This window comes from Lysinibacillus sp. NPDC048646, assembly GCF_050272295.1.
Taxonomy (GTDB): Bacteria; Bacillota; Bacilli; order Bacillales_A; family Planococcaceae; genus Lysinibacillus.
Map to the genome: position 1 here is coordinate 63779 of NZ_JBNNLZ010000018.1, position 24103 is coordinate 87881.

At 37.4% G+C, this 24103-nt stretch carries 20 protein-coding genes and 1 pseudogene; 3 read left to right on the forward strand and 18 right to left on the reverse strand.

Features of this window, described 5'->3' with window-relative positions; all coding sequences use genetic code 11:
- Positions 1-57: 57 nt before the first annotated feature.
- The 16 genes from ACQKII_RS17540 to ACQKII_RS17615 all read right to left on the reverse strand — a co-directional run bounded on the left by ACQKII_RS17540 (position 58) and on the right by ACQKII_RS17615 (position 21011).
- Positions 58-2154, reverse strand: coding sequence for an ankyrin repeat domain-containing protein (locus tag ACQKII_RS17540; RefSeq protein ID WP_427461405.1), 2097 nt, complete (start codon positions 2152-2154; stop codon positions 58-60).
- A gap of 17 nt (positions 2155-2171) precedes the next feature.
- On the reverse strand, positions 2172-2510 hold the full coding sequence (locus tag ACQKII_RS17545; protein WP_143999424.1) for a hypothetical protein: 339 nt from the start codon (positions 2508-2510) through the stop codon (positions 2172-2174).
- Positions 2511-3211: 701 nt separating this feature from the next.
- A complete protein-coding gene (locus ACQKII_RS17550; RefSeq protein WP_427461407.1) occupies positions 3212-5065 on the reverse strand; it encodes a dynamin family protein in 1854 nt (617 codons plus the stop codon).
- Between the two features lie 296 nt (positions 5066-5361).
- Positions 5362-6243: a ribokinase gene (gene rbsK, locus ACQKII_RS17555; protein ID WP_427461409.1), complete on the reverse strand. Its 882-nt coding sequence runs from the start codon at positions 6241-6243 to the stop codon at positions 5362-5364.
- Between the two features lie 94 nt (positions 6244-6337).
- The gene (locus ACQKII_RS17560; protein WP_427461411.1) at positions 6338-6988 is read right to left on the reverse strand and encodes a uridine kinase family protein; all 651 of its coding nucleotides are present in this window, start codon (positions 6986-6988) and stop codon (positions 6338-6340) included.
- A 161-nt stretch (positions 6989-7149) separates the two neighbouring features.
- Entirely contained in the window at positions 7150-7740 is a 591-nt protein-coding gene (gene leuD, locus ACQKII_RS17565; RefSeq protein ID WP_427461413.1) for a 3-isopropylmalate dehydratase small subunit, read from the reverse strand.
- A gap of 32 nt (positions 7741-7772) precedes the next feature.
- The gene (gene leuC / locus ACQKII_RS17570; RefSeq protein ID WP_427461415.1) at positions 7773-9182 is read right to left on the reverse strand and encodes a 3-isopropylmalate dehydratase large subunit; all 1410 of its coding nucleotides are present in this window, start codon (positions 9180-9182) and stop codon (positions 7773-7775) included.
- Positions 9183-9198: 16 nt separating this feature from the next.
- Positions 9199-10299, reverse strand: a complete 1101-nt coding sequence (leuB, locus tag ACQKII_RS17575; protein WP_427461417.1) for a 3-isopropylmalate dehydrogenase — start codon at positions 10297-10299, stop codon at positions 9199-9201.
- A 112-nt stretch (positions 10300-10411) separates the two neighbouring features.
- Entirely contained in the window at positions 10412-11950 is a 1539-nt protein-coding gene (locus ACQKII_RS17580) for a 2-isopropylmalate synthase (RefSeq protein WP_427461419.1), read from the reverse strand.
- The gene (gene ilvC / locus ACQKII_RS17585) at positions 11937-12971 is read right to left on the reverse strand and encodes a ketol-acid reductoisomerase (RefSeq protein ID WP_427461421.1); all 1035 of its coding nucleotides are present in this window, start codon (positions 12969-12971) and stop codon (positions 11937-11939) included. The genes ACQKII_RS17580 and ilvC overlap by 14 nt, the downstream gene beginning before the upstream one ends.
- Positions 12972-13071: 100 nt before the next feature.
- Positions 13072-13587: an acetolactate synthase small subunit gene (gene ilvN, locus ACQKII_RS17590; protein ID WP_143995116.1), complete on the reverse strand. Its 516-nt coding sequence runs from the start codon at positions 13585-13587 to the stop codon at positions 13072-13074.
- Positions 13584-15350, reverse strand: coding sequence for a biosynthetic-type acetolactate synthase large subunit (gene ilvB / locus ACQKII_RS17595; RefSeq protein WP_427461423.1), 1767 nt, complete (start codon positions 15348-15350; stop codon positions 13584-13586). The genes ilvN and ilvB overlap by 4 nt, the downstream gene beginning before the upstream one ends.
- Positions 15351-15770: 420 nt before the next feature.
- Complete coding sequence (gene ilvD / locus ACQKII_RS17600; RefSeq protein WP_427461425.1) at positions 15771-17441, reverse strand: dihydroxy-acid dehydratase; 1671 nt, start codon at positions 17439-17441, stop codon at positions 15771-15773.
- 420 nt (positions 17442-17861) lie between these two features.
- Positions 17862-19184 carry a D-arabinono-1,4-lactone oxidase gene (locus ACQKII_RS17605; RefSeq protein WP_427461427.1) on the reverse strand — a complete coding sequence of 441 codons (1323 nt, stop codon included), beginning with the start codon at positions 19182-19184 and terminating at the stop codon, positions 17862-17864.
- On the reverse strand, positions 19172-20347 hold the full coding sequence (locus ACQKII_RS17610) for an amino acid deaminase/aldolase (RefSeq protein WP_427461429.1): 1176 nt from the start codon (positions 20345-20347) through the stop codon (positions 19172-19174). The genes ACQKII_RS17605 and ACQKII_RS17610 overlap by 13 nt, the downstream gene beginning before the upstream one ends.
- A 508-nt stretch (positions 20348-20855) precedes the next feature.
- The gene (locus tag ACQKII_RS17615) at positions 20856-21011 is read right to left on the reverse strand and encodes a hypothetical protein (protein WP_427461431.1); all 156 of its coding nucleotides are present in this window, start codon (positions 21009-21011) and stop codon (positions 20856-20858) included.
- Between the two features lie 152 nt (positions 21012-21163).
- On the opposite strand from ACQKII_RS17615, the gene ACQKII_RS17620 reads away from it, so the two are divergent.
- Together ACQKII_RS17620 and ACQKII_RS17625 are read left to right on the forward strand one after the other, a co-directional pair.
- Complete coding sequence (locus tag ACQKII_RS17620) at positions 21164-21706, forward strand: cysteine hydrolase family protein (protein ID WP_427461432.1); 543 nt, start codon at positions 21164-21166, stop codon at positions 21704-21706.
- 156 nt (positions 21707-21862) lie between these two features.
- Positions 21863-22120, forward strand: a complete 258-nt coding sequence (locus ACQKII_RS17625) for a GlsB/YeaQ/YmgE family stress response membrane protein (RefSeq protein ID WP_427461434.1) — start codon at positions 21863-21865, stop codon at positions 22118-22120.
- Between the two features lie 559 nt (positions 22121-22679).
- On the opposite strand, the gene ACQKII_RS17630 is transcribed toward ACQKII_RS17625, so the two are convergent.
- A complete protein-coding gene (locus ACQKII_RS17630; RefSeq protein WP_427461458.1) occupies positions 22680-22886 on the reverse strand; it encodes a hypothetical protein in 207 nt (68 codons plus the stop codon).
- On the opposite strand from ACQKII_RS17630, the pseudogene ACQKII_RS17635 reads away from it, so the two are divergent.
- Positions 22887-22982: pseudogene (locus tag ACQKII_RS17635) on the forward strand (Tn3 family transposase); the annotation flags it as partial.
- Positions 22983-23110: 128 nt separating this feature from the next.
- Here the strand turns inward: ACQKII_RS17635 and ACQKII_RS17640 are convergent.
- On the reverse strand, positions 23111-23809 hold the full coding sequence (locus ACQKII_RS17640) for a lytic transglycosylase domain-containing protein (RefSeq protein ID WP_427461436.1): 699 nt from the start codon (positions 23807-23809) through the stop codon (positions 23111-23113).
- Positions 23810-24103: the final 294 nt, after the last annotated feature.

Here is a 24103-nt window from a genome sequence, read left to right on the forward strand (position 1 = left end):
TAGTGATAACACGACACATCCTTTCATATGAATCTAATAAGAGATTCAAGATAACAGCTAAGATATTTTATCTTCCATTCCAGAGTAATAGTAAAAATTAAAATCAGCAAAATTTAGAAATGCCACATTTTCAGCATGTTTAAATAATAATAATTGCTCAGTACCTTCAAGATAAAAATTAGTGGAATCATCTGACTCTGAAAATGGTTCCCCCAAATCGTTATACCATTTTTCATTCAACAGATTATTACTTAACTCAAAATTAATAATTTGAATTCTATCATTAGTGAAACACACTTCAGTTTCTAAATCTTCTTTATCACTTTCGCCTTTCAAATTATATTTATAACATTCTAAAGGACCAAACATAGAGTCAACATTTTCTTTTCTTTTCGGGTTACCCAGCAGATGAATAACATCTTGTCTAGAAGAATCTAGTGAGATACCGTTTAGCATGAACAAATTCTTTTTTTCATCTATTTTTACAACTAGTTTACCTCTTTCAAATAATTCTACTAATGATTTATCATACTTTTCAGCTATCTCTATGGCTGTTTCTCCATCACTAGTTACATTATTAACATCAACTTTGTTTTTCAATAATTCTTCAATGGTATTTCTATCCCCATTTTGAATCGCAATATATAATGGTGTATGCCCCTGTTTATTAAGTCCATTGATATCCGTACCTTTTTTTATTAACTCTGTTAAAAATGAGCTATTCTCTTTTTCAGTATACATATAAATATGCAATGCATTATTTACATCGTTATCAACATTATTTAAGTCTAACCCTTTATCCATAAATGCTCGAACTATATCTACATTTTGAGTCAAAATAGCAGATTCATATGTATTTTGTTCTACTGTGTTTTCTTTTTTAAAATCAATATCTAATCCCAAAAGATCCTTCATTAATTCTGTATTTTTCAATTGATGTAATAAAGCAACTTGAATTATATTATTACCCTCACTATCAAGTTCTAGAATACTTACTTTAACATCTTCGATAAGATAATTAACTAAATCTTTATTTCCCTTCTCAATTGCAGAGTAAAGAACAGTTTCACCCTTTTCATTTTCTAATCCCATATCAAATCCTAATTTATGGAGTTCCTTTAAAATATCAAATTGTTGATTTTTTACTGCTATATGTGCAAGCGTATCTTTCGATTCACCAATTCGAATCTTACTCATATTTTTATTCATTAAAGAAACTGCAAGTGTTTGATTCGGTAATTTTATAGCTTCACTTATTGAGTTTTCACCTTTACCATTTACAAAATTAACGCTTGCCCCACTATCAAGTAGCAATTCTATCCTCTTTAAATCCTCAACTTTCACTGCCTCGATTAAGGCGTTATCCTTATCTTTTAGCAACAAATAGTTTTCCCATGAAAACGTAAACTTTGTCATAAAACCATACACAATAAAACCGATAAATAACAATAATGTGCCAAGCATAAAGGTGTATTTAGAAATTTTTTTTACTTTTTGTTTAAATAATTCTTGTAGACGCTCCTGTTCAGCTAAACCTTTTTTTCTAAGCGTTTCTTTTTCTTTTTCAAATAGTTTGATATTTTGATTAACGGTCTCTTCATCACTATACTTCGCAAGCACTTCTTCTCTTTCTTTTTTACACCGTTTACATGCTGCCATAGTATCAAGATTAAGACGCCCACAAACACATATCCATTTATCCGCTATTTTTTGTGAAAAATACTTAGCATCATTTCCAGCTTCTGCTTTAACAAAAGATAATTGCTTCGGGTTTTTTATTTCCTCAAGCTCTATATTTTCCAGTTCTGTTTCATTCTTCGTCCACATCGTTTGATCATCAAATAAAACTTTATTAATAACTATATCTATCTGCCTTGTATTAGGAAATTTATCTAATAATATTTTTTCTGTTGTACTAAAAAATCGCATACTATGAACTGATTCTTTTAATTGAAGTTTATATTCATAGCTATTTAATTGCGAATCAACCGGATCACCAAATTGATCAAAGCAATATATACTAGCTTTAATCCCTTTAATCCTCTTTTCAGATATGTTGTTAAATTTTAGTGAACAATAAACCTTACCTGTGCTTTTACTCTGATACAGTTGATAGTCAAGCAATTCAACGGGACAATCTAGATTTACTAGCATATTACTCCTCCAACCAATTAATTTAACAATTCCAAATCGTCATCTCCTGGTATTTTCCTAACTTTCGAATTTATTTCTTGAAGTAAAGTAATTATTGAAGCTAAGGCTAGAAAGAATATTCCGGATAGAATAACAGATATAATCGAAGCTAACGTTATAGTTAAATGAGATACATAGATGTCTTTAAGTAAAATATACTTTTCTTCGATAAGATCATTACCATAATTTTCATTTGCTGCTTCTTTCCAATACTTCATATCCTCACGTTCTTCATTTAAGCTTGAAATTTGTGTTAAACCAAATAAAATACTAACTACAATTAAAAATACACTAGTAAATTGCAAAACTCTTTTCATCACCTATAGAACTTCCTTCCAATAATAAAATTAATATACATTATTATATACTTATTCCCTACTAATCTCTATCACTTTTCCTTTCGAAATGCCTACAAAACTGGTACTCATAAATACCAGTGCAAGTAACCTTTTTCTCAAATGTTAATCGCACTGTATCAATTACTCCATTCAAGCATAACCTGCAACCCTACCATTTTGTGGCTTTTAGTAATGATTTTTTAATCATTCTTATTATCCTCAGTGGTCTTTTAGAATCTCTTACTTAGCTGTATGGCAGTAGTATTTTCAAAAGCAGGCTCAAAAAAAGACGTGTTCACAGACAAAAAACATACCCATTTCATTTTCTGAGTATGTTTTCGTGAATTCTTTTCTCCATTGAACCAACGGAAGGAAAAAGATTTATGTTACTAAATCGGAATGAGAATCATCCTTCTTGTATTGTTGTAGTGATCCTTACATTCCAAAGCAAAGATAAAGCACGTCTTAAAAAATGAGGTAACAATCTGAAGAGGAACTAGCTATAAAAAAAAATGGGTTTTTAGAAATTGGGGAAACGAAGAAATTGGATAAATACTACTGACGGTGACATACCTACAACGTAAATTTTTCACCATAAGCGAAGAAGAACAGCTTATTAAAACAAAAAAATGCCCTAAAAGGAAAATCATACTTTTAGGACATCTTCTTTACATGAATAATTATTCATTATTGTATTGTATATTCAATTTTCGAGGTATTTCTGGGATATCGTTTGATATTACATCTGTTTCCGTTAAGGCTAAAGTATGTAAAAGATATTTTTCTTTCATCTCAAAAGGTATGGCTTTGTTTTCCATTTTATTATTCATTTGGCTACGAGCAAGTAAGCCATTTCTCGATAAATCAATGGTCATGATGTTGTTGATTGTTTCTTTCAGCATTTCTTGATCCTTAGCTCGTAGTGGCAGTTTATCGTCCATCAAAAATGGCTGTATTACCTCTTTTATATAACCCTGTGCTTCAATTAAACAAGAAAATTCATTTAATTTTTCAGCATATAATTTTAACTGGCGCTTTTCTTTAGCACGTTGCTGATTAAGCTCTTGTACTTTTTGCTCTATACGTCCCAAACGTTTTTTAGTTAAATCCATCAAATAGTTCTGTACCGAATAGACCGCCTGAAGCATTGATGCTTCCGCTTCTTGCACCTTATTAAATTGTGTAATGCATACCACTTGCTGTTCATTTAACTTATTGACACGGTCCTTAAAAAATTCGTTTTGCGTATGATGGCCAAAAATAGCTTTCATAAGCCCTTTACCATGAATTTTTTTATGTTGTGCGTCCAATCGTTCATATTCACGCATATATTCACTATGCATATTTCGATACTCACGTAATAATTGCTGATAGCTGATGGCCCTTTCGGTAAAACTATCCACATTTTCATCTTGTAAATAATCATTTTGCGAGATAGTTTGCAATAGTTGATAAAGCGTTTGAACTTTTTTAAATACATTTGCAACCAGTTCATACTCTTGTTCATATTCTTGGACAATTGCTAAATCACGTTGGTAACGTGAAAACTCAAATTGTGTATCGCCAGCATATTTTTCAATGTTTTCAACAGCAGATTGGAATGGATCACGTTGTGGAATAACTGTCAGTTCGAAGCGGAATCGCTCTAGCCATTGCAAGAAGCGAATTAAAATGGCGTACGTTTTCTTATCACTATTCGCAGCAACACGATGAATTTGTGCAATCAGATTATCGTATCGGCTCTTATGCCAAAGCTCTTCATTATCAGATTGTTGTGCTTCAAGGGCATTCGTTGCAGAAATTGCGACGAAATCACTCATTAATTGTCCAATGCGTTCTTTTTCAGCCCTCATAAACGCCTCTGGATCATCATTTGTATCAATGCCGTTAATCACACAAAGAGGTTCAACACCTTTATTTTTTAACGTTTCGATTAATAAAATTTCTGCATTAATAGCCTTTGAACCAGAACGTAATACCCAAAATATTTCGTCGACCCGGTTGATAAGTGACTCGGAGAAATAAGCCATTTCTCCACCTCCTGCTTCTAGTGAAACAGAATCAATAATTGTGACTGATTTCAATAAATCATTCTTCAGATATACCTCTAAATAATCTAAATGTTCGCGTAGAATTTGTGATGCAAATGTATCGCCAGTTGTGAGTAACTCCAATTTACTCATATCAAATACCGCCACCACACCATCTAAGAAATACGCCTTTACTTCCTCATGCTCTCCGTATCGTAAAAACGTGTTAACACCTGTAGGGTTTTTATCATTTACAGATAAAACAGAGCGACCAAGAAGACCATTTACAAGCGTTGTTTTCCCGACACGCTCTTTCCCAACAATCAGAATCATTGTTTGATTGTTAGCATCTTGGATGATTCGATTTAAATGTTTAGCCGTATCTTTTACATATGTATTTTGTGCAATAATGCCGTACAATTGACGCAAACGGTCTACAAGCTGTGGCAAAATATTATTCGCTGAGGCTGTATATTCAAGTGGAATATTGTCCCTATTTGTCATCCGCAAAACCTCTTTCGTATATATCTATAGTTCTATTATAAATGAAACTAATCGATTTCCTATACATGGTACTAAGGAGAATAAACAAAAAGGACAATATACTTATGTCCAACTGTCACAAATAGTAGTTATTTCTTATGATAAATAACCATCTTCGTCAATATTTATGCGTTAACCAGACATAAAGAAATGATATTTTTTATTAAATAATGTTGAGCAATATCTCTCGAACCTAGCTAAATATACAACAACTATATAAAGACCTACACCCAAAACTCACATAGGGACTTTTGTATTTACTCTTCTAAGCCAGCCATACGTGCGTATACGGTTTCAAGAGTTGGCATGCCACTTTGAGCACCAAATTTTCCAATAGATAAAGACGCGGCTATATTGGCAAAATACACTGCCTCCTCCAACGTTTGACCCTCTACGAATGCATGAGCTAATGCACCGTTAAACGTATCGCCAGCACCTGTAGTATCCACGACCTTTGTCATAAATCCTGGTATATGAATCGGATACTCACCATCAAAATAACGTGCACCATCACTACCAAGTGTTATGATCATCTTATTCGGATATCTTTTCAGCACCTCATCAAAGTCATCGCCAAACAAAAGTGAACACTCTGTTTCATTTGGCGTAATATACGTAATTTCTTCCATCCATCGCATGTCAAAATTCGCCGCTGGTGCTGGATTCAATAATACGGGTACATTCGCTTCTTTACATAACTTTAATGCATAATCAGTCGTTTCCATTGGAATTTCGAGCTGCATGATTACCATTTGACTTTGTTGGATAAGCTCTTTTGCAGCTTCTAAGTGAGCTGGTTTCAATTCATAATTAGCACCTGGTACAACAATAATACGATTATCGTTGTTGTATAATAGAATATTTGCAATACCAGTGGGTACTGAAGCTGTTGCTATATTTTCTGTATGAATATGCTCCTGTTGTAAAACGGTACATAAAGTTTCACCAAAGCTATCTGTCCCCACACATCCAATCATATTTACTTGACTGCCTAAGCGCGCCGCTGCAACTGCCTGATTTGCCCCCTTTCCGCCTGGGATTGTTTGAAATTGTTCCCCGAATATTGTTTCTCCTTGCTTAGGAAGAACACCCATCTGCACAGCTAAATCCATATTTAAACTGCCAATAACAGTAATCATATTTCTACCTCTTTCCTCTAAAGTATGTAAGCGACTTGATGAGCAACAATAATTAATTTTCTAGAAAAATAATTAAGTTGTTCAAAACACATGATTATTTAAATGTAAATGTATTTTTTTCTAGCGTAATTGCTGCATCAGAAGTTTTAATAATAATATCAAAATGTTGGCTATATGGCTGCATAAAGACCTCGTACTGAATACGACGTTCTTCATGTGACTGCCTTAAATAATTTATATCCATTCCCCTTTCAACAATATCGCGACTTGACCTTCTCATTAATTCCGTTTCACCATCGGTATAGAAATAAATTTTCAAATCAAATAAAGCTGGATTCACAAATGCAACACTCATTCCTTCTACAATCGATACGCTGTTTTGCGAAGAAAGTAATTCGCTTTTCATATAATGCGTATCGATTGTATATAGATTTAAACCATCTCTAAGCATCCGAACATCTCTTTCTAAAGAAGGTAAATGATGCGCAGATGGATGGCAAGCTGTCATTTTATAACGATGATTTTCGTTTTGATATGTATAGTCGATAATTACTTGACTTCTTATGTTTGAACTAACAATATATGGATCTGTATTCATGTAATTCACTTCATGTTGATTTAGTTGTTTTACGAGCCTATTGGCAAATGTTGTTTTCCCAGCAGCACCATGACCTGAAATACCAATAACAATCCTTTCATTCGTTGTTCCGATCCAATTTGTTATTTCTTGTAATAATGTATCCATCTCTCTCCCCCCTTTTACTAATATAATAAGCTTATTTTTATGAAATGAGTATCGGAAAAGCCCCTTATCTAAAAAAATCGCACAATCTTCAGGTAAAATTGTACACCTTCTAACAAAAAAGGAGTCATCTCAAATGTTTCCTGAGACAACTCCTTCGTCTATTAGTACGTTAGTCGTTTTGCTTCATACGCAGTAATTTGTTCTTCGTATTTAATTGTTAGCGCAATTTCATCCCAACCATTTAATAACGTTTCTTTATAATAAGAATCGATGTTAAAACGATAAACCTGGCCATCTTTACCCGTTACCGTTTGTGCTACAAGATTTACTTCCACGCTATAAGGCTTTGCTAAACCTTTTGCTAAAATTTCATCACACTCTGCTTCTGTTAACTTGATAGGCAATATGCCATTTTTGAAGCAGTTATTATGAAAGATATCAGCAAATGATGGTGCGATGACTACATTATAGCCATAGTCTAAAATTGCCCATGGTGCGTGTTCACGAGAAGAACCACAACCGAAGTTATCTTGAGCTACTAAAATTTTGGAGTCCTTAAATTCAGGTTGATTTAATACGAAGTCTTTAATTTCATTACCTTGAGCATCAAAGCGCCAATGGTAAAATAAAAACTGACCAAAACCTGTACGCTCAATCCGTTTTAAAAACTCTTTTGAAATAATTTGGTCTGTGTCAACATTTTTGCGATCTAATGGTGTAATGACACTATTTACGATATTAATTGGTTCCATTTTCAATCATCCTTTCCGTGTCAATCAGGTCCTTACACAGTTTCCTTTACGAATTCGCGTACATCAACGAAATGGCCTGCAATCGCTGCCGCTGCTGCCATTTGTGGCGATACTAAATGTGTACGAGCGCCTGTACCTTGACGACCTTCGAAGTTACGATTTGATGTTGATGCACAGCGTTCACCAGCTGGAACAACATCATCATTCATCGCTAAGCACATCGAACAACCTGATTCACGCCATTCAAAACCTGCATCTGTAAAGATTTTGTCTAATCCTTCAGCCTCTGCTTGCTTTTTCGTTGTATGAGATCCAGGTACAACGATTGCCGTTACATTTCCATGTACTTTTCGTCCTTGAATGATACTTGCTGCTGCGCGTAAATCACTTAAACGTGAGTTTGTGCATGAACCGATAAATACGTGCTGGATATCGATTGAAGTTAGTGGTTGCCCTTCTTCTAAGCCCATATAGGCAAGTGCTTTACGAAGTGCAGCTCTATCTGACTCGTCCTGGTAATCCGCTTGCATTGGCACTTGTTTAGAAACACCTGAGCCCATAGAAGGGTTCGTTCCCCATGTGATGATTGGCTCGATTTCTTCGGCTTTGATGATGCGAACTTCATCATACGAAGCGTCCATATCAGAAGCTAGACTTAACCAGTATGTTGATGCTTCTTCAAATTTTTCACCCTGTGGTGCATAGCGACGACTGCGGATGTAGTCAACTGTAATTTGGTCGGGAGACACAAGCCCTGCCTTTGCCCCTGCTTCAATGGACATATTACAAATTGTCATACGTTCTTCCATAGAAAGTTTGTGGATTGCCTCTCCAGTAAACTCCACAATATAGCCTGTGCCAACGCCAATGCCGAATTTAGAAATAATCGCTAAAATAATATCTTTTGCAGCAACTCCTCCAGGAAGCTCTCCTTCTACTCGAATTTCCATCGTTTTTGGCTTGTTTTGCCACAACGTTTGTGTAGACATAACATGCTCTACCTCGGATGTACCGATACCGAATGCAATGGCACCGAATGCACCATGCGTAGATGTATGCGAATCCCCACAAACAATTGTTTTTCCGGGCTGTGTTAACCCTAACTCTGGTCCAATAACGTGTACAATTCCTTGATCGGGGTGCCCCATACCTGCAAGCTCAACACCAAATTCAGCAGCATTTTTCGCTAATGTTTCAATTTGATTGCGTGCAATTGGATCAGTGATCGTCGGTAAATTCTTTGTAGGCACATTATGATCCATCGTTGCAAAGCTTAAATCTGGACGGCGCACTTTGCGTCCGTTCAAGCGTAAACCTTCGAAAGCTTGCGGAGAAGTAACTTCATGAATTAAATGAAGATCAATATATAACAGGTCCGGTTTGCCCTCTTCCTGATAAACAACATGTTTATCCCAAATCTTTTCAATTATATTTTTGCCCATTGTCTTCACCTATTTCTTAAATGTATGTTGTCATAATACTTTCTGATACAAAGCTAGTATCAATCTCGTTAATCACCTTATCTGTCCATTCATTTGTAGATAGTGTGCGACCACCATTACGTGTAAGGTCTGCAGTGAAATAACCATCATCAAATACAGCACTTACTGCTCGTTCGATTTCTGCTGCCTCATCTATTAGACCGAATGAGTATTGTAGCATCATAGCAACAGAAAGAATCGTTGCAGCTGGGTTTGCTACACCTTGACCAGCGATTTCAGGTGCTGAACCATGAACAGGCTCGTAAAGGCCAAAGTTATCGCCACGGATTGACGCTGATGGTAATACACCAAGTGAACCTGTAATTACGGATGCTTCATCACTTAAAATATCGCCAAACATGTTTTCCGTAACAATGACATCATAGTGGCCAGGATTTGTAATCAATTTCATTGCTACAGAATCCACTAAGTTATGCTCAACTCGTACATCTGGATAGTCTTTCTTCTTCGTTTCTACAACTTCGCGCCATAAGCGACTTGTTTCAAGTACATTTGCTTTATCGACAGAGCATAATTTGCCTCCACGTAAACGTGCTAATTCAAAGGCATTTTCAACAATACGTTCAACTTCTGCTGTTGAATAAACTGTTGTATCAATTGCGCCATTTTCAGTACGCATACGTGGTTCCCCGAAGTATACGCCGCCTGTTAGTTCACGTACGATCATTAAATCTACGTTTTCGGCTACTTCCCGTTTTAATGGTGAAGCATCTAGTAAACTCGGGAACGCCTTTACCGGACGTAAATTTGCGAATAAGTCAAAGTGCTTGCGAATACGTAATAATCCTTTTTCTGGTCGCAACTCAGGTGGGTTATTATCCCATTTCGGACCACCTACAGCTCCAAGCAAAATGGCGTCACTGCCTTCACACATTTCAATTGTTTCATCTGGTAATGGATTATTGTGTTGGTCGATGGCAGCGCCTCCGATTGTTGCATAGCCTAAATGAAATGTATGGTTGAAACGCTTGCCAATTACTTGTAATACACGTACAGCAGAAGCAACAACTTCTGGTCCAATTCCGTCACCAGGAAGTACTGTAATTTTTTTCTCCATCGTAAAAACACCTTTCTTTCTATAGTTTAAATGCCTGTCAAGGTACCACTATTTTAGTAAAGACTCTCACCCGCTTTTTGCAAATGAGAGACTTTAAGTAAATCAAGTACAATTAAATCACTTGTTGTGCACGAAGGCTTACTTGAATTAAATGACGATTGATGGCATTTAAATAAGCTTTAGCAGAGGCTTCCAATACATCTTGTGATGAGTTTCGACCAGTCGTTGATACACCATCGTAACGAATATTAATGACGGCCTCACCAAGTGCATCACGTCCCTTGCCGACAGATTTCACACGGTAGTCGATAACATTAACGACTCCTGGAACAAGCTGTTCAAGCGTATTGAAAATGGCTTCCACTGAACCTGAACCCGTAGCCACAACATTTTTCGTACTGCCCTCTGGTGTAAATACCGTTGCAGTTGCAGTTGGAATATTTTCTGTTCCGTATTGTACTTGAACCATTTTCAATTCAAATAGCGGCACATCCTCAATTTGTACTTGCTGCTCTGTAAGAAGTGTTAGTAAATCTTCTTCTGTAATCTCTTTTTTGCGATCTGCAAGCTTTTTAAATTCAACAAATGCTTTATTGAGCTTTTCGTCTGAAAGATTAAAGCCCATTGTGTCCGCACGGTCACGGAATGCAGCGCGTCCAGAGTGTTTACCGAGTACAAGAGGTACTTCTCCCTCACCAATAAGTGCAGGTGAAATGATCTCGTACGTTTCAGGATTTTTTAGCACACCATCTTGGTGAATACCAGATTCATGAGCAAATGCATTTTTCCCGACAATTGCTTTATTCGGTTGAATGACCACATTTGTTAATTTACTTACTAATTGAGACGTACGTTTAATTTCTTGTAAGTGAATGCCTGTTTCAACAGGATAAATGTCTTTACGAATATGGAGGGCAACAGCGATTTCTTCAAGCGCAACGTTTCCAGCCCGCTCTCCGATACCGTTAATGGTGCCTTCAACTTGTGTTGCACCATTTTCGATGGCAGCGATTGTGTTAGCAGTCGCCATTCCTAGGTCATCGTGGCAGTGTGCTGAGAATTTAACATGTTCTGCACCTTTCACGTTTTCAAGTAGAAATTTGAACAATGCACCGTATTCCTGAGGAGATGCATAGCCAACTGTATCAGGGACATTGATCGTCGTAGCTCCGGCAGCAACGACTTCATTCATAACACGAACTAAAAATTCGCGATCTGAGCGGAACGCATCCTCTGCAGACCATTGCACAAGTGGAAAGAATTTTTTCGCATATTTCACAGCTTCTACTGCTTGCTCAACCACTTGCTCTGGTGATTTTTTTAACTTGTACTCCATATGAATGGGAGATGTTGCTAAAAAAATATGAATATGTGGCTGCTCAGCTACTTTTATCGCTTCCCATGTTGTATCAATATCTTTTTGCACACAGCGTGCAAGGCCTGTCACGATAGAATTTTTGACAGTGTCCGCAATACGGTTGACGGCATCGAAGTCACCAGGTGATGAAGCAGGAAAACCTGCTTCAATAATAGTGACACCTAGACGTTCTAGTTGCTTGGCAATTTCAATCTTTTCAACAGTATTTAAGTTAATACCAGCAGATTGTTCGCCGTCGCGAAGTGTTGTATCAAAAATATCAATTTTTTGCACTAACGCTCACTTCTCTCACTACTTTTTCTTTCCCTTCGTTGATGAACGGCATCATAGCACGTAGTTTAGTACCAACTTCTTCGATTTGGTGGTTGGCACCCGCTTCTTTGAATTTCGTGTAGTCAGGGCGACCATTTTCGTTTTCTTGAATCCAACGACGAGCGAATGTACCATCTTGGATGTCAGTTAATACGTCTTTCATGCGTGCTTTTACTGAATCGTCGATGATGCGTGGACCTGCTACATAGTCACCCCACTCAGCTGTATCGGATACTGAGTAACGCATTGTAGCCATACCACCTTCGAACATTAGGTCAACGATTAATTTTAATTCGTGTAATGTCTCGAAGTAAGCAAGTTCTGGTTGATAACCAGCTTCTACTAATGTTTCAAAACCAGCTTTTACTAATTGTGTTGCTCCACCGCAAAGTACTGCTTGCTCACCGAATAAATCCGTTTCAGTTTCTTCTTTGAATGTTGTTTCAAGTAAACCACCGCGAGCAGAGCCTATCCCTTTACCGTAAGCAAGTGCTAAATCTTTTGCTTGACCAGTGGCATCTTGATAGATGGCGAAAAGACCTGGTACACCCGCACCTTGTTGGAATTGACGACGAACTAAGTGTCCTGGACCTTTTGGTGCTACTAAAAATACGTCAACATCAGCTGGTGGCGTGATTTGACCGAAGTGAATGTTGAAGCCATGTGCAAACATAAGTGCTTTACCTGCTTCTAGGTATGGTGCGATTTCAGCTTCATATACTGCTTTTTGACGCTCATCAGGAAGTAAAATTTGGATTACGTCTGCTTCTTGTGCAGCCTCAGCTACAGTTTTCACGTCTATTCCATCAGCTTTTGCTGCATCAAAAGATCCGCCTGGACGCACACCTACTACTACATCGAAACCTGATTCTTTAAGATTTAGTGCATGTGCATGACCTTGTGAACCGTAACCGATGATTGCGATTTTTTTCCCTTTTAATACGTCCTCGTTGATGTTTTGTTCATAGTACATTGTAGTCATTGTTTGTTTCCTCCTAAAGTATGTTTGTTTTTTGGGTCCAGCTTTAGCCGCATGCCACTAAACGCGGACATACATTCAAAGCTTTCAATTTATATGCAAACTATTTTAAAATAGAGAGCTGCGTATTCGGTATTTTTTGTGTTTCACGAACAGATGCTGTTGCACCCGTACGTGTTAACTCTTTAATGCCGTATGGGCGAATTAACTCGATGAAAGCATCAATTTTTTCTGGATTTCCTACCACTTGATAGGTGACAACGTTTTTCGCTGTATCAATAATTTGCGGACGGAACGGCTCAACAATTGAGTTCATTTCAAGTCGTAAATTTGGTGGTGAAATGACCTTCACAAGCGCTAGCTCACGAAGCACGATGGATTTATCTGTAATGTCATTGACCTTTAACACGTCAATCTGCTTCGATAATTGCTTTACAAGTTGTTCAATTTTGCTCTCGTCTTCTACATTTACAACAAATGTCATTTTGGAGAAGTTAGGCTGTTCAGTATGACCAACTGTGATCGATTCAATATTGAATTGACGCTTCATAAGTAAGCCTGTTACACGGTTTAGGACACCGCTTTGATTAATCACCGTTACTGTAATTACTCGTTTCAATTCTTTTTCACCCCAATCATTTCATGTAAACCTTTGCCTGGTGCAACCATCGGATAAACGCATTCAAGCTGTTTTACGCGACAATCGATTAACGCTGGCTCATCAGAAAGAAGTGCTTCACGGAAAATACTTTCTGCTTCGTCAATTGTGTTGATACGATAGCCTTTAATGCCATAGGCATCCGCTAATTTCACAAAATCTGGTTGAATCGGCATAAGTGACGATGAATAACGTTCCTCGTAGAAGGTTTGTTGCCATTGACGTACCATTCCAAGGCAACTGTTATTTAAAATCACAATTTTTACTGGTAAGTTGAATTCTTTTAATAGTGAGAGCTCTTGTGCAGTCATTTGGAAACCTGCATCTCCTACAATTGAAACAACTTTTTTGTCTGGCTTCGCAAATTGGGCGCCAATTGCAGCTGGGAAGCCGAAGCCCATCGTACCAAGTCCACCAGACGTTACCCATCCATGATCGTTGTTTAAGCGATAATATTGAGCAGCCCACATCTGATGCTGACCAACGTCTGTAGTAACGATCGCCTCTCCTTCAGTAATTCGATGCACAAGCTCTAGCGCTTCCTGCGGTAACACTTCTGAATCACTCGCTTGTTTCGAATACCAAAGTGGATATTCGTTTGCATGATTTTCTAAAAAGTTTAACCAATCAGCTGTATCTGGGCCTTCAAAGTCTTTTTTCAATAATGATTTTAATGCTTCCTTCGCATCAGCCACGATTGGAATATCTGTCGGAACGTTTTTACCAATTTCTGCAGGGTCGATATCAATATGGATAATGGTTGCATTTGGTGCGAATGTCGCTAAGTTACCCGTTAAACGATCATCAAAGCGAGCACCAATATTTAGTAGTAAATCTGATTTTGTAATAGCGATATTGGCTGTCGCTGTACCATGCATCCCCGCCATACCAACAAACAATTCATGCTCTCCATGGAAAGAGCCAAGACCTAGTAATGTATTGGTTACTGGGATACGATATTTTTCAGCAAAAGTCGTTAATTCGTTGCGTGCATCTGCAAAAAGAACGCCTGCTCCAGCTAAAATAAGTGGCTTTTTCGCTAAAGAAATTGCTTGGATAGCCTTTTGAACTTGTAAATAATTTGGTTTGTATGTTGGTTGGTATCCAGGTAAATAAATGTCTTCAGGTGCTTTAGGTGGATTTTCCACATCAAATAGCATTTGTGAAACATTTTTCGGGAAGTCAACAACTACTGGCCCTTTACGCCCCGTATTCGCAATATGGAATGCTTCTTGAACGATACGTGGAATATCATTTACATCTTGCACTTGATAATTGTGCTTTGTGATTGGTGTAGTAATCCCCATAATGTCAGCTTCTTGGAAGGCATCTGTACCTATAACAGAAGTAGCTACTTGACCAGTGAAAATAACCAGTGGAATAGAATCGATCATCGCATCCGCAATACCTGTTACTAAGTTTGTCGCTCCGGGTCCACTTGTTGCAATCACCACACCAGGTTTATTTGATACACGCGCATACCCTTCTGCTGCGTGAATGGCTCCTTGCTCATGTCTTGTTAAAATATGACGAATTGGATTTTTGTACATCGCATCATAAATTTGAAGGACCGCACCGCCTGGATAACCAAAAATAATCTCGACACCTTGATCATGTAACGCCTGAACTAAAACGTCGGCACCATCTTTCGGTTGAAAAGTTGTTTCAGCTTCAGCTGTTGTAACTACTTCTTCTTTTTCATTGATAGAAACATTCGCACTCATCAAAATAAGCCTCCTTCATGTAGTTAAAATAGTGAAAAACTATTTTAATATCGTGAAAAATAATAAAAAGCCCTTTTCTCCACACGCAAAGAACTACCTTACGTAGGGATGAAAAAGACTTTTCATGGTACCACCCTTGTTTATAGCAATAAAATTGCTACCTCGCGAATAAATGAAAGCATTTATGAACCAATGCAAGTAAACTTACATCCAATACGGTGTCATAAATCATTTATTCATTAATAACGAGCACTTCGATTATGCCCGGAGCTATCTAATGGCGTTCACGCGTTTAATAGCTCACTCCGAGGGGATGTCGGATTTAGTTGTATCGCCGGCTTCCAGCACGACCGGCTCTCTGGTAGATACAAGGCTCTAAACCCTTTAACCTCATCAACGTTTTTACATATATTTTTTTAACTAGATCTTCATGACGCCGCCAGTTGAGGCGCTTGTTACTAATTTTGAATATCTTGCTAACCAGCCACGTTTGATTTTCGGTTCAAACACTGGCAATTTCTCAAGACGTTCTGCTAAAACTTCCTCTGAAACCTCTAAGTTGATTGTTCGATTCGGTAAATCAATTGTAATGGTGTCCCCATTCTCAACTAAAGCGATTGGACCGCCTTCTGCTGCTTCTGGTGAAATATGTCCAATTGATATACCGCGAGATGCACCTGAAAAACGTCCGTCTGTAATCAAGGCAACTTTTGTTCCTAAACCACGCCCTTGAATAGCTGACGTTGGTGCAAGCATTTCAGGCATCCCTGGGCCACCTTTAGGTCCTTCATAGCGAATGACGACTACATGGCCTTCCTTAACTGTGCCGTTATCAATGTTTTCTTGCGCTGCCTCTTGTGAATCGAAGACAATTGCTTCACCCTTAAACACTTTAATAGAAGGATCTACAGCTCCTACTTTGATAACAGAGCCATTTGGTGCGATATTACCGAATAATACCGATAAACCACCGACTGGACTATATGGATTGTCTTTCGTACGAATAACTTGATCGTTAGTAATCTGATAATCCTTTACGAGTTCACCCATCGTCACTCCTGCAACAGTTGGACGGTTTGGATGAATAGCACCAGGAATAGATACTAATTCGTTTATGATGGCACTAACGCCACCTGCTTTATTGATATCATCCATTGAAACATCCGAAGCAGGCATAATTTTCGCTAAGTATGGTACACGCTCTGCAACTTTGTTAATATCCTCAATGTTATAGTCGATTTCTGCTTCATTTGCGATTGCTAATGTATGAAGGACAGTGTTTGTAGAACCACCCATTGCCATATCAAGTGCAAATGCATCATCGATTGCTTCTTTTGTAATGATGTCACGTGGCTTGATATCTTCTTTAACCATACGGACTAATTGTTTAGCCGCTTCTTTTATGAGCTTATGGCGCTCATCAGAAGTTGCGACGATTGTACCGTTACCTGGAAGTGCTACTCCTAGCATTTCCATCAAGCAGTTCATCGAGTTCGCAGTGAACATTCCTGAACATGATCCGCATGTTGGACATGCATTGTTTTCAATATCTAACAGTTCTTCCGATGACATTTTGCCTGATTTATGAGCGCCTACACCTTCAAAAACGGATGTTAGTGAAAGTTGTTTACCTGTGGCAGATGTACCAGCCTCCATTGGACCACCTGATACGAAAATCGAAGGTACGTTTGTACGAACAGCTGCCATTAACATTCCTGGTGTAATCTTGTCACAGTTCGGAATGTAGAATACGCCATCAAACCAGTGTGCATTAATAACTGTCTCAGCAGAATCTGCGATAATTTCACGACTTGGTAAGGAATAACGCATGCCAATATGTCCCATTGCAATCCCATCATCTACACCAATTGTATTAAATTCGAACGGAATCCCGCCCGCTTCGATTATGGCTTCTTTGACAACATCGGCAAATGTACGTAAATGTACGTGACCTGGAATTATGTCGATATAAGAATTACAAACCCCAATAAATGGTTTGTCTAAATCTTTTGCTTTTACTTTGCCTGTTGCATATAAAAGACTTCGATGTGGCGCACGATCTACGCCTAATTTAATCATGTCACTTCTCATTTTAAACGCCCCTCATTTATTGCTTTCCCTTGCTATGTTCGTTTCTATAGACAAAATGTTCTGTCTATTTTGTTTTTGTGTATATGTTAATTGCTTTAAATGCAACTAACTACTGTAACGAACGTATTAAATTGTTGTTATCATAGTACGAATAAGAGGGTCTCGTCAACAGTATTTTTTGAATTGTTTAAACAATTCAAATACTCCGCAAAATTTGAAATCGTTTTCATGCTGATTAAGCATCACTTTTATCTCGTTTTGATAAATATTTTGACATTTCGTTCAAATTTAAATTTTTTTATAATAAGCAATATTTACATAGTTTAATTCTTTCATAACATTCATGAATTTTAGCTATTTTCGAAGACTATCCCGCTACTCCATGCAAAAAAATTCTAACACGAATAAAACAGAAAGATTTTACATGATGAATAATTTTTTTAGGTAGCCTGTGAAAAAGACACCATTTGGATCGTACTGCGCTCTAATTTCTAAAAACTTATCGATGTCTGGATACAATTCGTGCACATATTCAGCAGTTAAATGACTTTGTTTTCCCCAATGTGGTCGTCCTTGATATTTTTGCATCATTGTATGCACCCATTTAAAATAAGGCTCTTCTGACATCCCTTTATACATATGGAAAGCGATAAATGCAGATTCTTGCCCTTGCGTAGGACTTAAGTAACCCGCTTCACCCGCTGTCGTGCGACATTCTAAAGGAAAATGTACGTTTAAATGTCCTTTTTTAAAGGTCTCATGAATTTCATCCATACATGCTTCAAATTGTGTTAACGGAATGGCGTATTCACTTTCTTGGAACTTTACACTACGAGGCGAAGGATAAATTTCATAACTAATCCCAATTTTTTCACCCTCAACGACATTTGCTGCCGCTAATCTACTCATCGCACCACTTAATGAAGGTTTCCATTTGCACAGCTCAGACATAGCAAAAAACGCACCATTTTCAACGATTTGCAGCTTTAAAGTTTCCACTCGCTTACTCCATTCACTTTGATAGACAGGAGCCACGGCATTCATACGCTTCACTTGAATCGTTTCACTGTTAGGGAAATAAAACCACTCAACATGTCGATGCTGGCGAATATCCTCACTAAATGTCATGAGTCCATTCGCGAATGTCTCCCGAGTTCCTACATAATGTAAACTATAGAGAGGCATCACTTTTATCGTTACTTTCACAAGTACACCAAGCATACCTAGTGATACATGTATTGCCTGAGATAATTCATCTGTTCCCCTTCTATGCTCTCTGTAAGTACCAGTACCATCTACAAAACCCCATGTCGTCACTGTTGATGATAATGAACCTAGAGTAACACCTGTTCCGTGTGTGCCAGTAGATACCGCACCTGCAATTGTTTGCTCTTGAATATCTCCCATATTCATTAAAGCAAAGCCATGTTTCGCAAGCAGCGGTCCAATTTCATATAAATAGGTTCCAGCCCAAAGTGTTGCCTCTTGCTTTTTTGAATCAACAGCAATTAGACCGCGCATGTTATGTAAAGAAAGTGCAATATGCTCCGGCATCGCAACAGCGCTAAAAGAATGAGCCGCCCCTGTTACACGAATTGTTTTCCTCGTATCACGTGCATGATTTACCACGTTTACAACATCTTCAATAGATCTAGGTAAATACATCTCACTTGGATAAGAAATCATATTGCCAGCCCAATTCGTCCACTTTTCACCATTTTTCCATTTGTCTACAGAAAACATTGACCATCCCCCCTATATGTTGCATAAGTTCCTATATACCTGTCCTCTTTTATGACATGCAATACTAAAAATCTTTCACAAAGCTCACCAGCCTTTGCATGTCGAAAATATATCTTGTCTCCAATATTTACTGCTTTACCTTTTATCCTCACTGGTGTTTGAACTTCTCCTGCACCTTCTAGACTAAGAAACGAAAAATTTTGGGGTTCATAAAACGTCGGCAATCGATCTTCTGCTATTGCTCCAGACGCCGTATAACCGCCGCCGTGACAGACCACAATGTTTTTCTCCGGCTTTCTAGTTACTCTTAGTGCAAACCCAGCCGCCTTTGAGAGCTGTAAATGTGTAAACTGATCGAAAAGAGCTGGTGCATAAAATGCTGAACCAACCGTGATTTCTGTCACTTCTTTTTGTTGAGCAGTGTATGTCATACTGCCTGAACCACCACCATTTACAAAATATAGATAAGGAAAATATGCTTTTATATGGGCAATTGCTAGTCTACGAAACTGGGTAACTTGCTTTTTAGCTTGTATCTGCATTACTTCTATTATTCTTCTTTTCGCAGCATTTGCTGGTCGATTACCAACACCAGCTATTTGAGCCTCATAACCCATAGCTCCTACAACTTCAATATACGTTTGCTTTTTTATATATTGTAAAAAAGGTGTTAAGGATTCAAGCGAATGAAGTGATGAACGTTTCGTACCAAAATAAAGCACCTTAAAATCATTCGACAAATTGATATCAATACAAATTGGCACTCGTACATCAAGCTCTGCACCTAGTTTCTCCAAAAATGCTACATGCTCCAGTTTATCCACCATGAATGTGACGGTTTTTCCCTCTTTTACAAACTGTAACAATTGACGTACTGCTAATTCCTCCATCACTGGATAGCCGAGCAATAAATCATCAAATTGATGTTCTAGTAAAAAAATCGTTTCTGCCGCTGTAAACGTCATAAAACCTACTATATTTGAGAGGTTCTGCTGTAAATAACGTAGCACCTCTAATGAGCGAATCGATTTGGTTGCAATGCGAATTTTTTTCTGTCCACAAGCTTGCTGCACTGTTGCTATATTGTCATCCAGTGCATCTAAGTCCAACCAAGCAAAAGGACACGCTAGTCCATGAAACGCACGTTCAAATCTCATTGTCATCTAATCACCCCTTCATATGTTCTATGTATTTGACATTCGCAAGGAAAATTCCTTTTTAATGAAAAGATGAACTAAAGTACACTATATCCGTAGCCATTACTGCCAAGTGCCTAACAAACATAAGTAAGCATTCACTTCGACCTTGATCAAAATTTGAGGATATAACATTTAGTCTAGACAACAAAAAACAACCGTGGACTACTACGAAATGGCCTTCACGGTTGTTTAGTATAGGACGAGCATTGAACTCACCTTTCTATTGTATTTTTACGAGACTACGATACGAATAAAAACTCTACTGCCAAGTTTAGCATTACAAGCATATGCAAAGATGCGATTACAAGACCTTGACGATCTAAACGTTTCATAACAGTCATATTCATAAATATCACCTCGCCTTTTTTCACATTATACGCGCACAAAAGTCAATTTTCAAACTATTCTTAATATTAAAATATAACTATTTTTCTGACAAACCACACCAAATATGGCATGATAAAGTGAAACTTCAATCAGTGGGGTTTTCTTCATCCCCCACAATAAATAGAGGAACACAAGCTAAAACCTTCACATCCTGTGAAAAGCTTGTGTGACCAACATCCTGTTGCTGACGCTTCGCTTTCGCACAAAAAACATCTGTCGCTGCCGCTTCGCTTTCGCACATAAAACATCTGTTGCCCCGAACCAATCAGGCTTTTACGGTCAGTTGATCGCCCACCTAGTTGACTCGTTCTCACCTTTCCACTTGAGGTGGGCGTCTTATTGATCATTAATGCGGGATAAAAGTAAATTTATACCTAAAGGAGTGTGGAATAATTGAAAAAAGCATTGCTTGTTATCGATTATACGTATGATTTTGTAGCAACTGATGGAAAACTAACATGTGGAGAACCAGGGCAAGCTTTAGACGGAAAGATTGCCACATTAATTGAACAATTTCTTGTAGAAAATGAAATGGTTGTCTTTGCCAATGACCTACATGAAGAAAATGATCCTTATCATCCTGAAACTCAACTTTTTCCCCCGCATAATATACGTGGCACTAATGGACGCAATTTATACGGTCAAGTTGGTGAAACCTATCAAGTGCATAAAGAAGAAGTACTGTGGCTCGATAAAACGCGCTATAGTGCCTTTGCCGGTACAAATTTAGCGATCTTATTACAAGAACGTCATATTGAAGAAATTCATTTAGTTGGAGTTTGTACAGATATTTGTATTTTGCACACAGCTGTTGATGCTTATAATCTTGGCATTTCGACTGTTATTTATGCGGACGGTGTTGCCAGTTTTGATGCAGCCGGTCACGACTGGGCACTACGTCATTTTGAACATACATTAGGCGCAAAAGTCATGTAAAAATATAGTCATGAAATGGAAATAACGTCGTTTATTCACTTTAATGAAGTATAACTAAAATCAAAAAAGTAGCTTATTTATGTTTATTATTCTCCATAAAGGATATAACTAAGTAATCGCCATTTTATATCTTAAATTTTGAGGAGATGAATAATTATGATAAGTTTCATTTGGTTTTTAATCATCGGAGGAATATTAGGTTGGTTAGCTGGCGTCATTTTAGGTAAAGATGTACCTGGCGGCATCATAGGCAATATTATTGCAGGGATTGTCGGTTCTTGGGTTGGTAGTATGGTTCTTGGTAACTGGGGTTGGAAAGTCAGCAATTTCTACGTATTCCCAGCATTAATCGGGGCGATTGTTCTGATCTTTATCGTAAGCATTATTTTAAAAACTATGCGTAAAGCAACATGAATATGAAGAAAAGAGCAATCTATTCTGGTAACATTAAAGGCAAGTAATTGTACATGATGATTATTATGTTGCACATATTATAAAAAATGTACACCACTAATTTATTTTAGTCGTGTACATTTTTTTATTTTGGCGTAAAATTATGGTTGATTTTTTTAAAAGGCTAAAATTTTTAAAATTACATGGATACAAGAAATAGCACAAGTACGTTGCGGAGGGGTTTAATTGTATTGGTATGACACTGTCCGCCTGGCATACTAAAATAATCAGCTCAGAAAGCCTTAAATAGAAGCGAACAAAAAGAAGCCATTTTGAAAAAGATTGATCAAAATGGATTCTTTAAGCATGAGAACTGTTTTATAAAAAAGTTTGATTATTTTAAATTACTTGTTCAACTATCACAGTTTACTTTAAGGACAATCTTACATAAACTTTATACTTAATTTAATATACGCTATTCACTAAGTTAAGTGTATTCTGTAATTTGTTGGAGGGCTGCGAATTTTTAAAAAACCGGGCGGTGCTAGAGCTTGGCATCACCCGGTTTTCAGCATATTTATCACTCTTTGACAGTATCTAAATGTTTAACAACAACTTCTTCATCCTTCTTATCTTCATGATTGGGTTTTACTCTTTTAATAAAGAAAGCAAGAATGAGTGCTATAACCGCAATCAATGTAGAGATGAAAAAGGTAACATTAATACCATGTAACATCGCTTCTTCTTCAATTAAACTATCCGTACATTCAATATGGAGACCCGCCAACTTGACTATATTACGAATGAAACATTAAGAAGACGGATACAACGAGAGCTAAATAAAGGTGATGCCATGAACGAATTGGTAAGAGCTCTATTTTATCAAATGTTGGTTTATTAGAAAGCTAGGCAATTACATTTAACAATACAAAGACTGAATCCAATATTGGATTCAGTCTTAATTTTTTAATTAAAATGTGCAACCTTCTATACAACTTTTTGGAGGGCTCTTTATTTTTCATTATTTAAAACTACAGCCGCTTTTAATTCATCATGATAATCATTATACAAATTGTAATAATACAAAACGTTTTCAACATATTCGTCGCTATGATTATAGTTAAACACTGCACGTTTTACATCACCGTTAGCTGCACCGTACTTCGATAAATAATTCGCTGCACTATATACCGCATCTTCAATATCATAAGGATCTGCTACACCATCGCCATTCGCATCTACCCCGTATCCACCGTATTTTTTTATCGCAGTCGGATTCATTAGTTCAGCCTTGGCAATTTCGCCTTTACCTAACCCTGAGCAGGTTGGATGTTTCCAGCCAACAAACGTACAAGGCATAAATTGCATATGACCTTCTGCCCCAGCTGGTGAAACAAGGGATTTCATCGAAGAAAATCGCGTTTCGATGCGGTGATGCGCCGCCAACAATGTCCAAGGTACACCATATTTCTCTTCAGCAGCAATATATACTGGAATATATTGCTCAGGTATTTTTATATCAAAGTTTTGTTGAATTTCTTCTATCGCCTTCTGCTGTGCAAATCTTTCGAAAATCGGTAATGTTTGTAGTTCCTTCCATGCAAAAAAAGCGAGAACATACACTGTTATTGCAATGGGTATTAATAATGCAATCATCCCCATTTTCACAGCTGGTGATAGCAATGGTTTTTTCTGTTTTTTTTTCGCCATATGTCACACCTAATCATTCATTGTCTTCTTCTATATTACCAAATTTACCGTTTATATGTAGTACATTTTTAGCTATTTTGTTTTCACTATGATTACAGTTGAATATATAGGAAGAAATATAGTAAAATACAATTTGACTGTTTTTTATTGGATAAAGTGAACCTTCAATCAGTGAGGGTTTTCTTCATCCCTCACAATAAATAGAGGAACACAAGCTAAAACCTTCACATCCTGTGAAAAAGCTTGTGTGACCAACATCCTGTTGCCCCGAAACAATCGGGCTTTTACGGTCAG